Genomic DNA, 15,108 nt, shown 5'->3' on the forward strand with positions numbered 1-15,108 from the left:
GTCAATTATCCCCTCGGTGGTTGGCGGGCTGCCAGTCGGCGGCGATACCCGGCCGCTGTTGTGCCTGTTCCTGTTGTTGTACCTGTTCCTGGTGTCGTGCCGGGGTCGAGCTGTCGGCGACACGCACCGTGTCCAGTCGCGAGACCAGTTCGGCAACCGCGGGGGCGGCGGTGTTGAAGACGCCCTGTGGTCGAAGGCCGAGGAACACCAGCGCCACAACCAGCACAAGCAGTGCCAGGGTTTCACGCACTCCCAAATCCCGGGCGCTGGTGTCGTCGTCTTGCGCGGGCTCCGGTTCGGGCGCGGGCCCAAAGAATACCCGCTGCATCATCGCCAGTGCATAGAGTGCGGCACCGATCATACCCAGCGCGGCGATCGCGGTGATCCACTGTTGGCTGCTGAAACTGCCGAGCAATACCAGGAACTCGGCGATAAAGTTGCCGAGCCCCGGCAGGCCCAGCGAGGCTACCGCGAAGAACAGTGCGATGGCGGACAGTTTCGGCAGGACGCTCCACAGGCCGCCCATGGCGTGCATATCGCGGGTATGCAGCCGATGTTGCAGCGCGCCGACGATTGCAAACAGGGCCGCGGTGCTGACCCCGTGCGCAATCATCTGCATCACCGCCCCCTGGATAGCGACGGTATTCAGCGCATAGAGCCCCAGCAGGACAAAGCCCATGTGGCTGACACTCGAATAGGCCACCAGGCGCTTCATATCCCGCTGCGCGAATGCCAGCACCGCGCCGTAGATTACGCTCGCCGCACCGAGGGCCATGGCTACCGGGGCAAACGTGATCGAGGCCGCGGGAAACAACGGCAGGGTAAAGCGCAGCAGGCCATAAGCGCCGGTCTTCAGCAGGATGGCCGCGAGCAGAATACTGCCGGCAGTGGGCGCCTGGGTGTGGGCGTCGGGCAGCCACGGGTGGAAGGGCAGGGCGGGGAGCTTGACCGCGAAGGCGATAAAGAAACCGAGCATCAGCCAGTAGCTGGCAGTCGCCGGCAGGTGCGCCGCCAGCAGTGCGTCGTAACTGAAGGTGATTTCGCCGCTGTCGGCATAGTGCAGATAGACCAGCGCCACGATCGCCATCAGCATCAACAGGCTGCTGGCCTGGGTGAAGATAAAAAATTTGATGGCGGCATAGAGGCGCTTTTCATAACCCCAGACCGCGATCAGGAACAGCATCGGAATCAGCATCACTTCCCAGAAAAAGAAAAACAGGAAGAGGTCGGTTGCGGTAAACACGCCGGCCACACCGGCCAGGGTCCACAGGTAATTGAAATAGAAGAAACCGCGGCGAAAGTGGATGTCGTTCCAGGTCATCGCCAGGCCGAACAATCCCATGGCCAGGGTCAGGGCCAGCAACAGGAAACCGAGCCCGTCGATGGCCAGGCTGAAGCGGATACCGAAGCGCGGTATCCAGGCCAGGTCCAGGCTGTCCCACCACTGCGGCGCCCCGGCAACGGCAATGCCGCCGTGCAATTCCGGCAGGTAGCCGGCCAGCAGCCACAGTGCCACCAGTAGACTCAGCAGTGACAGCCAGCGGCCGCCACCGCCGATCAGGCGCTCCGCGAGCCAGGCGAGCGTGCCGCCGAGAAACAGTACCGCAATAATCGCCAGTAGGGTCATAGTGCCACCAGTAGCGCGAGGAACAGGATGGTGCCGGCGGTGAGCGTGGCCATGTACCAGCGCACCTGGCCGTTCTGGGTGGTGGAAAACAGCAGATGCAGCGCACGGCTGGCGGCCGCGATGGAGCGGTAGATCCAGTCGACGATATCGTCGCGGTTCCAGCGCGCCAGGGTTACAAAGGGCCTGACCAGCAGTGTGTCGTAGAGCCGGTCAAACCCCCAGCCGCTAAACCAGAAGCGCGCCAGCACCGACGGTTCGCGGCGGGGTTGCGGGCGGTACAGGCAGGTCCACCAGGCGATGGCCAGGCCGAGCAGCGGCATGGTGATCGCCACGGCCTCCACCCAGCCCGGCGCATGGGATTCCGCCCCGGTGTGCGGGAACACCGACTGCAGAGGCGGCGCCAGCAGGCCGCCCAGCAGGGCCAGTGCGGCCAGTGCCAGCAGTGGCGGCACCATGGCTCTATTGTTGGCATCCTCGCAGCGCAGTGTCGCGTCACCCGCGCCGCCGAAAAATACCGTGAACAGCAGGCGGAAACTGTAAATCCCGGTGATTAATGCGCCGATAATGCCGGCGAGCCAGATACCGTTGAACCCGTCGTAATGCACCCACGCCTGCTGCAGTATCTGCTCCTTGCTGTAAAAGCCGGAGGTAAACGGCAGGGCGGCGAGGCAGGCGCAGCCGATCGCAAAGCAGACACAGGTCAGCGGCAGCCTGCTGCGCAAGCCGCCCATGGCAAAAATATTCTGCTCGTGGTGCAGGCTCAGGATCACCGAGCCGGCGCCGAGGAACAGCAGTGCCTTGAAAAAGGCGTGGGTCAGCAGGTGGAAAATGGCTCCGGACCAGGCGCCGACGCCCAGTGCGAGGAACATATAGCCGATCTGGCTGATGGTGGAATAAGCCAGTACCCGTTTGATATCTGACTGCACCAGTGCGCTGCAGCCGGCGAGCAGCAGTGTCAGGGCTCCGGTGCAGGCCACGGCGCTCATGGCGGTGTCGGACAGTGCGAACAGCGGGTGCAGCCGCGCGATCAGGTACACGCCCGCGGTGACCATGGTCGCGGCGTGAATCAGTGCGCTGACCGGTGTTGGGCCGGCCATCGCGTCGGGCAGCCAGGTCTGTAGCGGCAGCTGTGCCGATTTGCCGACGGCGCCGCCGAGCAGCAACAGCGCGGCGAGGGTAACGGTGGCATCGTTGCGCGGCACCGAACCGATGGCGGTGAATAGCTCGCGGATATTGAGCGTGGCGAACTCGCGAAACAGCAGGAACAGACCAATCGCCATGGCGGTGTCGCCGATCCGGGTGACGATAAACGCCTTGCGCGCGGCGGCGCCGTTGGCCGGGTCGCGGTACCAGAAACCGATCAGCAGGTAACTGCACAGCCCCACGCCTTCCCAGCCGAGATACAGCAGCACCAGGTTGTCTGCCAGCACCAGCAGCAGCATCGCGCACACGAACAGGTTCAGGTAGGCGAAGTAGCGCCGGTAGCCATCGTCGCCGCGCATATAGCCGGCGGAATAGAGGTGGATCAGGAAGCCCACCCCGGTGACCACCAGTAGCATGACCATTGTCAGCCAGTCGACGTGAAAACCAAACGCCAGCGCCAGGCCGTCAACCTGTAGCCAGTTGCCCAGGGTCAGTTGCGCCGTGGCATCGGGATGGCCGATAAAACTGCCGGCAGCCAGTACGACCGTCGCCAGCGCGGCCAGTCCGACGCTACCTGCGCCGATCAGCGCCGTCACTGTTTCTGGCGGCTCCCTGTGACTGAACAGGGGCATCGCAACCAGCGCGATAAAGCCGAGCAGCGGTAACAGGGGAATCCAGCTGGCGATATTGGCCATGTCAGCCTCGCAATCCATTCAGTTGATCGATGTCCACCGTGTGTCGGCGGCGATAAAACTGCAGCACCAGCGCCAGGGCGATGGCCACCTCGGCGGCGGCGAGGGTGATCACAAACACGAACATCACCTGGCCGTCGGCATTGCCCCAATACGCACCGGCGAGCACGAATGCCAGTGCGGCGGCATTGGTGCAGATCTCCACGCACATCAGCACAAAAATAATGTTGCGGCGCACCAGCAGGCCCGCGAGCCCGAGGCAGAACAATGCGGCCGCCAGCACCAGACCGTGTTGCAGTCCACCGGAGGTAAGGGATTCAAGCGACATCAGGGCCCTCCTCGAGATCCGATTTGTGATTGCGCGCGAGGTGGAAAGCGCCGACCAGGCCCGCCAGCAAAAGCATTGAGGCAAGCTCTACGGCGAGTAGGTAACGGCTGAACAGCGCAATGCCCACCGCTTTTGAATCGACCGCGTGCGCACCCGGCGTTACACCGCCGGCATCTGCGCGGAGCAGGATAACCATCTGCACCAAAAGCATGCCGGCAAGCAGTGCCGGCCCGAGCCAGACTGTGGGGTGCAGCCAGCGAATTTCCTGTTCCACTGCGGCGTCGCCCTGGTTCAGCATCATGATTACAAACACCATCAACACCATGATCGCGCCGGCGTAGACAATGACTTCCAGTGCTGCGGCGAAGGGGGCGCCGAGCAGGTAAAAAATGATCGCCGTGGCGAGCAGGGAAATGATCAGGTACAGCAGTGCATGCACCGCATTGCGGCTGATGATCACCATGGCTGTGGCAAGCACGGCGACGGCAGCGGTGATATAGAAATACACTGGGTTCATTTTTTTACTCCTCTGTCGGCGAGACCGGTAGCCCTCGCCCGCTGGCGGGGGCGTGCCGGAGGGAGGGCGCTATTTGCTCACCGTTCACCCAAACATGTTGTTATAAATTCAGGCTCTTCACGTTGATGGGCTCCGCCTCATGCTGGGCCTCGCCCTTGCCTTTGCCGTCGATGGCCTTGCCGGCCACGCGGTAAAAGCTGTAGTCGTGGTATTTCCCCGGGCCACTGATCAGCAAATCCTCTTTCTCATACACCATATTCTGGCGGTCGTATTCGCACATCTCGAAGTCCGGGGTGAGCTGGATCGCGTAAGTGGGGCAGGCATCTTCACAGAGACCACACATGATGCAGCGGGAAAAATTGATGCGAAAATATTCCGGGCGCCAGCGTCCGTCGGTGTCCTCGGTTTTCTGTAGCGAGATGCAGTCCGGCGGACAGGCAACCGCGCACAGGTTGCAGGCCACGCAGCGTTCCTCGCCGTCGGGATCGCGGGTGAGCACGATGCGGCCGCGGTAGCGGGGCGCGAGATAGGGTTTTTGCTCCGGGTACTGAACGGTGGCATTGCGGCTGAACAGGTGCCGGAATACCAGCCACATACTGCGCAGGGCGCTGGTCAGCATGGGTAACCTCCGTCGCCGCGATGGGGCTTTACGATTGATGCCATAACAGGATGCCTCCAGTCAGCAGCAGGTTGGCCAGCGCCACCGGCAGCATCACTTTCCAGCCAAACTGCATCAGCTGGTCGTAGCGCGGTCGCGGCAACGCGGCGCGCAACAGGATGAACAGCATGACCAGGAACCCGGTTTTCAGGAAAAACCACACGCTTGACGGCAGCCAGGGGCCGAGCCAGCCGCCGAGGAACAGGGTGGTCATCAGCGCGGAGATCAGAATTACCGACAGGTATTCGCCGACGAAGAACATGCCGAACTTCATACCCGAGTACTCGGTGTGGAAACCCGCGGTCAGTTCGTGTTCCGCTTCCGGCAGGTCGAACGGCAGACGGTGACTTTCGGCGATACCGGCAATAAAAAACACCAGGAAGCCGGCGAATTGCGGCAGCACAAACCAGCCATCGGTCTGCGCGACGACAATTTCGCGCAGGTTGAAACTGCCGGCCATCATCACCACGCCCATCAGGCTCAGACCCATAAATACCTCATAGGACACCGTCTGCGCACCGGCGCGCAGGCCACCGAGCAGCGCGTACTTGTTATTCGAGGCATAGCCGCCGAGCAGCACGCTGTAGACTGCCATCGACGAGGTGGCGAGAAAGAACAGCAGGCCGATATTGAGGTCGATGACACCGATGTGCGGCGACACCGGGATGATGGCGAAACCGAGCAGCATCGACGCCATGACCACCGTGGGCGCGAGTACGAAGACTGGAATGTCTGCAAAGCGCGGTACGAAGTCCTCCTTGAAGAACAGCTTGATCATATCCGCGACCACCTGCAGCAGACCGAAGGGGCCGACGCGATTGGGGCCGGGGCGGTCCTGCCACAGGCCCAGCAGGCGCCGCTCGCCCCAGGTCAACAGCGCTGCGAGGATCACCGCGGCGAGCAGTACGCCGAAGATATTGGCGAAGGTCATCCAGGTAGCCATCAGTGCGCCTCCCCGCCGTCCGTCGATGATTGTGACTCGAGCCGTTTCAGGCTCGCAGCCGTGGGCAGCAGCCCGGCGAGCGATTCCAGTCCCGGCAGGCCGAAGGGCACACCGAGAGTGCCGCCAGGCTGTTGTGCCGACAGGCACGCAGACACCGCGAAGCGTGTCTGTGCCACGGTGATTTCCACCTGGTCCCCGGCGGCGATGTCGCGCGCCTCGGCGTCGGCGTTGCTGAAAACGGCATAGGGGGAGTCGATGACTGTGGCAATGGCCTCGGCGTGTGCGCTGAGCTCGTCCGAGCCGAACAGGGTATACAGGGGCACCAGCACCAGTTCATCAGCCGCTTCGGTGTCGGGTGCCTCGTGGAGTTGCCACGGCGGCAGCGATTGTGGCTCGCGGCGCAGCGATACGCCGCTGTCGGCGCCTTTGCGCGGACCGCCGACGCCCTGCTGAAACTTGCTGATCGCCTGGTTGGAGTTCCAGCCCGGCGCCCAGATACCGGCCTGCAGCGGTGTCGCGCCGGGGTCGTGGATGCCCTCCATGCTGAACGACATGGGCGCATCGGGATCGGCGGGCGGCGGCTGCTCCGCCACATGGGGCCGGGCGTGGATGGCGGTGCGGCCGCTGTAACGATGGCTCTGGCGCGCCACCTTGAGGCCGTCGATACGGTAGTCCTCGTCCGGCCCCAGATCCGCGAGTCCGGCCAGCTGGCTGAACTCGAAGGCAATTGCCTCGCTGAGTTCGGTGCAGTGCTGCCATTTTGCCAGCGCGCTGTCGTAGGCCACCCTTTCCCGGCGGGACGCTGCGGCATCGACAATCCAGCGCCAGCTTTCCTGAATAAACCCGGCGCCTTCATAGACCGCGTAAAAACGCTGAAGCAGGCCGTTGCTATTCACACTGCTGCCCTCGGACTCCGCGGTAGCGGCAGCGGGGAACACCAGGTCAGCGCGCCGCGCGGTGCGGTGCAGCAGACTGTCCAGAAGGATAACCTCGTCGGCACGGGCCAGCAGGGTCTCTACCGTTTGCGTATCGGTACGCCGATAGAGATCGTTTTCCAGGATTACCAGGCTGATGGGCTTATCGGATGTTGTCTCAGCGGAGAGCGACTGCGCCAATTGTTCAAGATCGCCGAAACCGGGCGCGCTCAACTGTGCCAGCCCCAGACTGTTCATCTCCGCACAGGCGAGATAGAGGGCGCAGGGGGCGTTGCTGTGGTTATCGTTGTTGCGATCAGCCAGTGCGGTGGCAACGGCGGCGGCACCGTGCAGCACTTCGGTACTGAGACTGCCACAGCCGGATACGATCAGTGGCCGCTTTGCCGCGCCGAGCAGCTGTGCGGTGTCGGCAGCCAGCTGCCACAGGGGTTCCGGCAGCCCTTGTGGTTCCCCGGCTTGCCCGCGCAGTTCGCCGGCGACGGCGGCGGCAAAGCGGGCAGTCTGCGCGGCGGTGCAGGGCAGGTGTTCACTGGCGATTTCCGCCAGCAGCGGCGATTCAGTGCCGACCAGCAGCACCGGGCTGGGCGCACCGTCGAGCTGGCGCACCGAGGCATCCTGCCACAGGGGAATTTTAAGCTGCTGCGCCTGCTGCTTCTGGCGGTTGCGCGCTGCCTGGCGTATCGCTAGCGCGATACGCGGCGCCGTCTGCTCAATATCCTCGCCCAGAATCAGCACCACATCGGCGTCTTCAATCTGCGGCGTGGTCGGGCTGTACAGGCGCGGATCGCGCTGGATGCGATCGACCAGTCGTACCAGGTCCAGGTCGCGCCGATTGATGCCCGCATAAAAATTATCGGGGCCAACCAGCTGGCGCAGGGCGAAATTGTTTTCCAGCGAGGCGCGCGGTGAGCCGATCCCGAGCAGCCGGCGGCGCCCCTTGTGGGCGGCGGCGACGGTCTGGCCGAATTGCCGCACTGCATCGGCTGGCGGAATTTCGCTGTGGATTTTTTCCTGCGCACCGGCGGTGGTTTCGATGATATCGACGGCCTGCGCGGCCAGCACTTTTTTGATACGCGCCGGGCTGTTGACATAGTCGTAACCGAAGCGGCCGCGGTCGCAGAGGAAGTAGCCGTTGATGTCGTGGTTGAAGAGGTTGGTCACACGGCGAAGAATTGCGTCTTCGCCGTTGCCGGGTTCGCGCGCACCGGGCGCGGTGTTGCAGCCTACGGCACAGTGTTCGCAGATTGATGGGGCCGTCTGCAGATCCCATTTGCGCACGAAATGCGCACTGAAGGTTTTGTCGGTAAACACGCCGGTGGGGCAGACTTCGACCAGGTTGCCGCTGAAACCACTCTCCAGCATGCCGTCTTCGCTGCGGCCGAAATAGACCTGGTTGTTGCGCCCGAGCGCCGCCAGGTCGCTGCCGCCGGCATAGTCGCCGTAAAAACGCGTGCAGCGATAGCAGGCGATGCAGCGATTCATTTCGTGGTTGATAAACGGGCCGAGGTACTGGTTGCGATGCGTGCGCTTGGTGCCGCGATAGCGCCGGTTGGTGTGGCCGCTCATCTCGGTCATGTCCTGCAGGTGGCATTCGCCCCCCTCCTCGCATACCGGGCAGTCGTGGGGGTGATTGGTCATCAGGTTTTCGATGATGCCGCCGCGGAAGTCACACGCGCTGTCAGCGTTGATGCTATAGATGCCGCCATCCTTGACCGGCGTCATGCACCCCATCACGAGGCGGCCGCGCTGGTCGTCACTGTCTTTGTATTCGACGACGGCGCACTGGCGACAGGCACCGACGGAGCCCATGGCCGGGTGCCAGCAGAAATAGGGCAGGTTGATGCCCAGGGACAGACAGGCGTTGAGCAGGTTCTGACCGTCGTCTACCTCATGCTGTTCGCCGTCTATTGTTATTGTCGGCATGATTGTGTCTTCCGTTGATCATTAACGCCCGCGGGGCGCACCCTACCGATTTACACCACTGCGGCTGCGGTTGCGTAGGGACAGCAGCCGTGGCGGATGTGGTCGATAAAATCCTGTTCGAATAATTTGAGCGCGCTCTGCAGCGGTTCGGCGGCTCCGGGCGCGAGCGCGCAGAAAGTGTTGCCCGGCCCCATGCGTCGTGTCTGCTCGCGCAGCAGTTCCAGGTCTTCGGGCACGCCTTCACCACGCTCGATACGTTCGAGCACCTGCACCACCCAGGGCAATCCATCCCGGCACGGGGTGCACCAGCCGCAGGATTCACGCGCGAAAAAGCGGCTCAGGTTCAGTACCAGGCCCACCGGGCAGGTGCGGTCGTCGAGCACGATAATGGTGCCGGTGCCCATGCGACTGCCGGCCTTGCCGATCACGTCGTAATCCATGGCCAGGTCGAGATGGTCCGGGCCGAGAAAGTCGGTGGAGCCGCCGCCGGGTAAAAATCCTTTCAGGTGATAGCCGTCGCACATACCGCCGGCGTGCCGCTCGATAATTTCCCGAATCGGTGTGCCCATCGGCAGTTCCCAGGTGCCGGGGTTTTTTACCCGCCCGCTGACCCCGAACAGCTTGCTGCCGGCATCCTGACCGCGGCCGAGGCCCCGGTACCAGTCGATACCGAGCTCGACCAGGTGCGGGAGGTTGCACAGGGTTTCCACATTGTTGACCACGGTCGGCTTTCCCCACAGGCCGCTGACCTGGGGAAAGGGCGGTTTGGCGCGGGGCACCGCGCGCTTGCCTTCGAGGGCATTGAGCAGGGCCGTTTCCTCGCCACAGATATAGTTACCGGCGCTGCGGTGCAAATGAATTTCCAGGCTGTAGCCGCTGCCCTGGATATCCGCACCGAGCAGCCCCTGGGCATGCGACTCGTCAATGGCGTGCTGCAGGCGGCTGGCGGCCAGGTGGTATTCACCGCGGATAAAGATGTAGGCGATGCGCGCGCCGATGGCGTAGGCAGCGATGGACATGCCCTCAATCAGCAGGTGCGGATCCCGCTCCATCAACAGGCGGTCCTTGAAGGTGCCCGGCTCCATCTCGTCGGCGTTGCACACCAGGTATTTCACCGGCGGACTGTCTTCGCCGCGGGGCACGAAGCTCCACTTCAGGCCGGTATTGAAGCCGGCGCCACCGCGCCCGCGCAGGCCGGCGTCCTGGACCATTTTGATCAGGTCTTCCGGCGCTTTCTCCAGTGCCTTGCGCCAGCCGCTGTAGCCGCCGTTGCCGAGATAGCGTTCGATATCGACGGCGGTGTTGTCGGGACCCAGGTTTTTGCTGAGCGGATTAGTCAGGGGATTGGTCGGCATGGCTTTTCTTATACTGGCTGCGCTTCGTTTCAATGAGTTCGTCGATGGATTCTTCGGTGAGCTGGCGGTGCATTTCCTCGCCCACCATCATTACCGGGGCCTTGTCGCAATCGCCCAGACACGGGGTCTCCAGCAGCGTGAAAATACCGTCGTCGCTGGTCTGGCCGGGGGCGATATGCAGCCGGCTCTGGATATGCTGTTGCAACCTGCTGCAGCCAGTGATCCAGCAGCTGGCGCTGTTGCACAACAGCATGACCTCGCGCCCTACCGGTTGGCGGAAAATCAACTGGAAGTAGGTGGCGACGCTTTCGAGCTGCGCGACCGGAATCCCCAGGTGGGCAGATACGGCCTGCAGGGCCTCGTCGGAGACCCAGCCGCGGTGCTTCTGCACAATGCGCAGGGCCTCCAGACCGACGGAAGCCTTGTCTTCGTAGTGCGAAAACTCGCGCTCGATTTCTGCTTTTTCCGCGTCACTGAGTGCGCTTGCCTTTGCCTCGGGCCCGGTATTGCTGTGCTCCATCAATTCTGCGACTTCCGGTTCAAACATACTGGTCACGGTTCCCCCTCCTAGCGGTCCACGTCCGCCATAACAAAGTCGATACTGGCGATGATTGCGATCAGGTCCGCCACCAGCAGGCCACGGGACATCAGCGGGATCATCTGCAGGTGCGGGAACGACGGCGTGCGAATACGCGTTCTGTAGGCGTTGGTGCCGCCGTCACTGATGATCTGGTAGCTGTTCAGGCCCTTGGTCGCCTCTACCGGGAAGCAGACTTCCCCCGCCGGCATCACCGGGCCCCAGCTGTTGTTGACGAAGTGCTGAATCAGGGTCTCGATATCCTGCATGGTCCGTTCTTTGCGCGGCGGAGTTGTCAGCGGATGATCGGATTTGTAGGGGCCTTCCGGCATGTTGTCGACGCACTGTCGAATAATGCGCAGACTCTGGTGAATTTCCTCGACGCGTACACGGCAGCGATCGAAGCAGTCCCCTCCATCATAGACGGGAATTTCAAACTCGAATTGCTCGTAGCCGCTGTAGGGACGCCGTTTGCGCAGGTCCCATTCGAGTCCGGTGGCGCGCAGACCCGGCCCGGTTACGCCCCAGTCGAGCGCTTCGGCGGTACTGTAGACACCGATGCCGCGGGTGCGGCGCTGCAGCAGTTTGTTTTTCAGCACCATGCCCTCGTATTCGTGCAGGCGTGCCGGCATGTAGTCGAGGAACTCGCGGATCATAGTGTCCCAGCCGCGCGGCAGGTCCTGGGCTACGCCGCCGATACGGAACCAGGCCGGGTGCATTCTGCCGCCGGTGATGGCCTCGATGATGCCAAACAGCTTTTCGCGGTCGACGAACATGTAGAACACCGGCGACATCTGGCCGATGTCCTGGGCGAAAGTGCCGTAAAACACCAGGTGGCTGGCGATGCGGAACAGTTCGCACAGCATCACGCGGATCACCTGCGCACGCGCGGGTACCGCAATACCGGCGAGCTGCTCCAGCGCCAGTACGTAAGGCAGGTTGTTCATTACGCCGCCGAGATAGTCGATACGGTCGGTGTAGGGGACATAGCTGTGCCACGCCTGCCGCTCGGCCATCTTTTCCGCACCGCGATGGTGGTAACCGATATCCGGCACCGCATCGACGATCTGCTCGCCATCCAGTTGCAGGGCGATGCGAAACACGCCGTGGACACTCGGGTGGTTGGGGCCCAGGTTCAGAAACATGAATTCGGCGCTGTCGCTGGCGCGCGCCATCCCCCATTCCTCGGGGCGGAACAGCAGGGCATCCTGCTCGCGTTCCTGCTGCTCTGCGGACAGGGTAAAGGGATCCACTTCGGTGGCGCGGGCGTGGTGATCCTTGCGCAGCGGATGTCCCTGCCAGGTCTGCGGCATGATGATGCGGCGCAGGTTGGGGTGGCCGATGAACTCGATGCCGAACAGGTCCCAGACCTCGCGCTCATACCAGTTGGCGCTGGTCCAGATCGGCGTGGCACTCGGTGCCGACAGGCGCGACTCCGGCAGTGCCACCTTGACGCGCAGGAACAGGTCGCGCTCGACGGACAATAACTGGTAAACCAGGGTGAAATCGCTCTCGGGCTGGCGCGCCTCCCGCACACCGCGGTGGGTGCGCAGCCGCTCGTCAATCGCACTGAGGTCATACAGCATGGCGAAGGGCCGGGAGATTTTTTCTTTCAGGAAACGCAACAATGGCAGCAGTTCGCGCGGGCCGACCCACAGCGTCGGCATGTCCAGGCAGTCCGGTTGCAGCCAGTAGTGGTCGTTCCCGTCGGTGCCACCGGGGTAAGACCGGCGCAGGTCGGCGATAAATGCCTCGGCAGCAGCCCGGTAGGGCGTGGGGCAGTAAACGCTGGGGGCGATTACATGGCTCATAGGCTTTCCTGTTGCGCGTTTCTTCCCTCTCCCCAAAGGGCAGTGGGGACTGTTGGGTGCCTAGACGGCGTCCGGCGCGCGCAGTTTGTCCGCGCGCATACGCTCGTCCCGCAGCTCATCGCGGAAACTGGGTTTTTCGATTCGGCGCACACCGTGGTCGTCCACCACCCAGCTGAGGCCACGCCGCTCGGCGGCAACGGCTTTCTGCAGTAAGGTCAGCCCCTGCATCAGGGCTTCCGGGCGCGGCGGACAGCCGGGAACATAGACGTCTACCGGCAGGAAGCGGTCGACGCCCTGGACCACGCTGTAGATATCGTACATGCCGCCGGAGTTGGCACAGGAGCCCATGGAAATAACCCAGCGTGGTTCCATCATCTGTTCATACAGGCGTTGTAACACCGGGGCCATTTTCATAAATACCGTGCCAGAGATAACGATCAGGTCTGCCTGGCGCGGCGTGGCGCGGATCACTTCCGAACCGAAGCGGGAAATGTCGTGGCGGCTGGTGAACGCGGTGGCCATTTCCACGTAGCAACAGGACAGGCCGAAATTGAATGGCCACAGCGAGTTGGCACGACCCCAGGCCACCAGGTCCTCGAGTTTGGTCAGCAGGATGTTGCGCTTGATTTCCTCGGAGAAAATTTCTGCGTCAGACTGCCCGCTGCTCGCGGCGATCAGGTTGTCGTCCTGGCTTGCGTTGGTTAATTTCCAGCGCATGGCGTTTCCTTTTCGTTGCCGGGTTATTGTCGTTGCGTTGTGTCGCTGCTCTGCAGGCTCAATTGGCGCCCGCCCCAGTCGAGGGCGCCGAGCCGCCAGAGGTAGATCAGGCCGGCGAGCAGGATGGCGATAAAGATGGCGGCCTCGATAAAACCTTCCACACCGGTCTCACGGAACGCAATGGACCAGCTGAACAGGTAAATGGCTTCGAGATCGAACACAATGAAGAGAATGGCGACCAGGTAGTAGGACACCGAGAGCCGCAGGCGCGCGCTACCCTGCGACACAATGCCGGACTCGTAGGGTTCATCGGTAGCTTTTTCGTGGCGGCGCTGACCCAGTACATAGGACAAGCCCAGCATCAGCGCGATCAATACGAAAACGGCCAGGCTGTAGACAACCAGGGGCCAAATAACCTGGCTGGATATGGTTGTTGAATTCAACTTCTCTCTCCAGATTCGCTGGTGCGGCTAACGCTGCGCCAATTTATTTTTGCTGTAAATCTGTATGCCCCCTTTGTGCCAGCTCGGTAAGAGCGAGCTTGTCAGGGTGTACCACTGGTACCGATTGGATTGAAAAGATTGTTCTTTTGTATTTATTTGCAGGAAGTTTCAGACAGAAAAAATAGTCGGGTTTTCCCGTTTCGCAATGCCGTTGCGATTTTATAAAGCTTTACTGTCGTGGAAACCAGTGTGGGGTAGGATCGATTGATTCTTAGTTATTGTTTTCTTATGTGAATAATTTCTGAAGTTTTTTGTGACAGCGGGGCGCTTCAATACAACTCCGGGGCCAACTGGCCCCGGAGTTCTGGCGCGTATAACGCTCCGGTAGTCTGAGCGACCGACCGGGGGAGGCGTTAGCGTGCGGTCAGTGCTGGTGGCTGCCGTCTTGCGGCACCAGCAGTACGTGGTGGATCCACAGGCCGCCGTCAGGGCGGGATGCGACCCAGGTCTCGTGGCGGCTGTCGCTGTGCACGCGCACACCCATCGGAATATTGCCGCGCATTTTGCACTTCTTACCGTGGCAAGTGCCGCCACCGCTGGAGGAACCGTCGTCGTAGCTGTTGTAGCTGTCCAGATGGCTGTAAATGTCAGACAGCATCTGGTAGTCGTGCTGGTTCGGCCACTGGCTGTTCGGGTCGCTCGAGTAGTCCATGCAGGTGCCCTGACTGCTGCCGTCTTCACTGGTGTGGCCGAGGCCGAATACGTGGCCCACTTCCTGGCACATCACGTGGTTTTTCTCCGCCGGATCCTGCCAGTAAGACGAATAGCTGTCGTTCATCTTGGAGGTGCCCTGGTCGATATGACCGTTGCTGTCGAGGCCGATGGTCGCCAGGCCGAGCCAGCCGTTGTTGCCGTACGCGGCATTGCAGACGCGAATCTGACCGGTGACCGCGGGGCAGCGCTTGCGAGTTCTGCTGCTGTCATCGGCGGAGGTGATTGCCAGATTGAGCACGTTGGAGGAGGACCATTCCGACAGGGTGTCGTTCAGCTGTTGCTGCCAGTCGGGAGTGACGCTGTCGATTACCTGCAAATTCACCGGGTTGGCGGTTCGCGCCCAGTGATAATTGTTCCAGCTGTGATTGGCGGCGGCGCCGGCACTCAGCAGTGAGATAGAAAGACCCAGGGCAAGTTTGTATTTGGAGAAATATGAAGACATAGGTGTTTGTCCTTAACATTGTAGTTTTTTGAGACAACTGTGCGCGAATAGCGAAACTGCTATCCGAGTGCACCGGACTTCATGCACAACACGATCCTAAAACCGCTGCAGGAAATCTGTAAAGGTTGCATAGAGGAGGGATTGGCGTTTTGCGCGGGCGTCGACAGTGGAGTTTTACCGGAATCAGGATTAGCTGGCGCTTCTTTTTCTTCGCTGCGCGATT

Annotated in this window: 13 protein-coding genes; all 13 read right to left on the reverse strand. The window is 61.9% G+C overall.

The annotated features are described in order from the left end of the window. Position 1: 1 nt before the first annotated feature. Positions 2 to 1,627: an NADH-quinone oxidoreductase subunit M gene (locus ABDK11_RS04825; protein ID WP_346839171.1), complete on the reverse strand. Its 1,626-nt coding sequence runs from the start codon at positions 1,625 to 1,627 to the stop codon at positions 2 to 4. Further along, positions 1,624 to 3,465 carry an NADH-quinone oxidoreductase subunit L gene (nuoL, locus tag ABDK11_RS04830; protein WP_346839172.1) on the reverse strand — a complete coding sequence of 614 codons (1,842 nt, stop codon included), beginning with the start codon at positions 3,463 to 3,465 and terminating at the stop codon, positions 1,624 to 1,626. The genes ABDK11_RS04825 and nuoL overlap by 4 nt, the downstream gene beginning before the upstream one ends. Before the next feature lies 1 nt (position 3,466). Then, the gene (nuoK, locus tag ABDK11_RS04835) at positions 3,467 to 3,790 is read right to left on the reverse strand and encodes an NADH-quinone oxidoreductase subunit NuoK (protein WP_346839173.1); all 324 of its coding nucleotides are present in this window, start codon (positions 3,788 to 3,790) and stop codon (positions 3,467 to 3,469) included. After that, positions 3,780 to 4,307, reverse strand: coding sequence for an NADH-quinone oxidoreductase subunit J (nuoJ, locus tag ABDK11_RS04840; RefSeq protein ID WP_346839174.1), 528 nt, complete (start codon positions 4,305 to 4,307; stop codon positions 3,780 to 3,782). Before nuoJ ends, nuoK begins: the two co-directional genes overlap by 11 nt. Before the next feature lie 100 nt (positions 4,308 to 4,407). Next, complete coding sequence (gene nuoI / locus ABDK11_RS04845; protein ID WP_346839175.1) at positions 4,408 to 4,926, reverse strand: NADH-quinone oxidoreductase subunit NuoI; 519 nt, start codon at positions 4,924 to 4,926, stop codon at positions 4,408 to 4,410. Between the two features lie 28 nt (positions 4,927 to 4,954). Next, on the reverse strand, positions 4,955 to 5,908 hold the full coding sequence (gene nuoH, locus ABDK11_RS04850; protein ID WP_346839176.1) for an NADH-quinone oxidoreductase subunit NuoH: 954 nt from the start codon (positions 5,906 to 5,908) through the stop codon (positions 4,955 to 4,957). Next, positions 5,908 to 8,766 carry an NADH-quinone oxidoreductase subunit NuoG gene (nuoG, locus tag ABDK11_RS04855; protein WP_346839177.1) on the reverse strand — a complete coding sequence of 953 codons (2,859 nt, stop codon included), beginning with the start codon at positions 8,764 to 8,766 and terminating at the stop codon, positions 5,908 to 5,910. The genes nuoH and nuoG overlap by 1 nt, the downstream gene beginning before the upstream one ends. Positions 8,767 to 8,816: 50 nt before the next feature. Continuing rightward, complete coding sequence (gene nuoF, locus ABDK11_RS04860) at positions 8,817 to 10,121, reverse strand: NADH-quinone oxidoreductase subunit NuoF (protein ID WP_346839178.1); 1,305 nt, start codon at positions 10,119 to 10,121, stop codon at positions 8,817 to 8,819. Next, complete coding sequence (gene nuoE / locus ABDK11_RS04865) at positions 10,099 to 10,668, reverse strand: NADH-quinone oxidoreductase subunit NuoE (RefSeq protein ID WP_346840176.1); 570 nt, start codon at positions 10,666 to 10,668, stop codon at positions 10,099 to 10,101. Before nuoE ends, nuoF begins: the two co-directional genes overlap by 23 nt. 20 nt (positions 10,669 to 10,688) lie before the next feature. After that, a complete protein-coding gene (gene nuoC / locus ABDK11_RS04870; RefSeq protein WP_346839179.1) occupies positions 10,689 to 12,509 on the reverse strand; it encodes an NADH-quinone oxidoreductase subunit C/D in 1,821 nt (606 codons plus the stop codon). A 60-nt stretch (positions 12,510 to 12,569) separates the two neighbouring features. Continuing rightward, positions 12,570 to 13,226, reverse strand: coding sequence for an NADH-quinone oxidoreductase subunit B family protein (locus ABDK11_RS04875; protein ID WP_346839180.1), 657 nt, complete (start codon positions 13,224 to 13,226; stop codon positions 12,570 to 12,572). Positions 13,227 to 13,249: 23 nt separating this feature from the next. Continuing rightward, on the reverse strand, positions 13,250 to 13,669 hold the full coding sequence (ndhC, locus tag ABDK11_RS04880) for an NADH-quinone oxidoreductase subunit A (RefSeq protein WP_346839181.1): 420 nt from the start codon (positions 13,667 to 13,669) through the stop codon (positions 13,250 to 13,252). A gap of 424 nt (positions 13,670 to 14,093) precedes the next feature. After that, positions 14,094 to 14,885, reverse strand: coding sequence for a hypothetical protein (locus ABDK11_RS04885; RefSeq protein WP_346839182.1), 792 nt, complete (start codon positions 14,883 to 14,885; stop codon positions 14,094 to 14,096). Positions 14,886 to 15,108 lie beyond the last annotated feature (223 nt).

Source organism: Microbulbifer sp. SAOS-129_SWC, from assembly GCF_039696035.1.
Classification (GTDB): Bacteria; Pseudomonadota; Gammaproteobacteria; order Pseudomonadales; family Cellvibrionaceae; genus Microbulbifer.

Coding starts and splice junctions, on each gene's coding strand:
- ABDK11_RS04825 (WP_346839171.1), bottom strand. CDS start 1,627: ATGACCCTACTGGCGATTATTGCGGTACTGTTTCTCGGCGGCACGCTC.
- nuoL (WP_346839172.1), bottom strand. CDS start 3,465: ATGGCCAATATCGCCAGCTGGATTCCCCTGTTACCGCTGCTCGGCTTT.
- nuoK (WP_346839173.1), bottom strand. CDS start 3,790: ATGTCGCTTGAATCCCTTACCTCCGGTGGACTGCAACACGGTCTGGTG.
- nuoJ (WP_346839174.1), bottom strand. CDS start 4,307: ATGAACCCAGTGTATTTCTATATCACCGCTGCCGTCGCCGTGCTTGCC.
- nuoI (WP_346839175.1), bottom strand. CDS start 4,926: ATGCTGACCAGCGCCCTGCGCAGTATGTGGCTGGTATTCCGGCACCTG.
- nuoH (WP_346839176.1), bottom strand. CDS start 5,908: ATGGCTACCTGGATGACCTTCGCCAATATCTTCGGCGTACTGCTCGCC.
- nuoG (WP_346839177.1), bottom strand. CDS start 8,766: ATGCCGACAATAACAATAGACGGCGAACAGCATGAGGTAGACGACGGT.
- nuoF (WP_346839178.1), bottom strand. CDS start 10,121: ATGCCGACCAATCCCCTGACTAATCCGCTCAGCAAAAACCTGGGTCCC.
- nuoE (WP_346840176.1), bottom strand. CDS start 10,668: ATGTTTGAACCGGAAGTCGCAGAATTGATGGAGCACAGCAATACCGGG.
- nuoC (WP_346839179.1), bottom strand. CDS start 12,509: ATGAGCCATGTAATCGCCCCCAGCGTTTACTGCCCCACGCCCTACCGG.
- ABDK11_RS04875 (WP_346839180.1), bottom strand. CDS start 13,226: ATGCGCTGGAAATTAACCAACGCAAGCCAGGACGACAACCTGATCGCC.
- ABDK11_RS04885 (WP_346839182.1), bottom strand. CDS start 14,885: ATGTCTTCATATTTCTCCAAATACAAACTTGCCCTGGGTCTTTCTATC.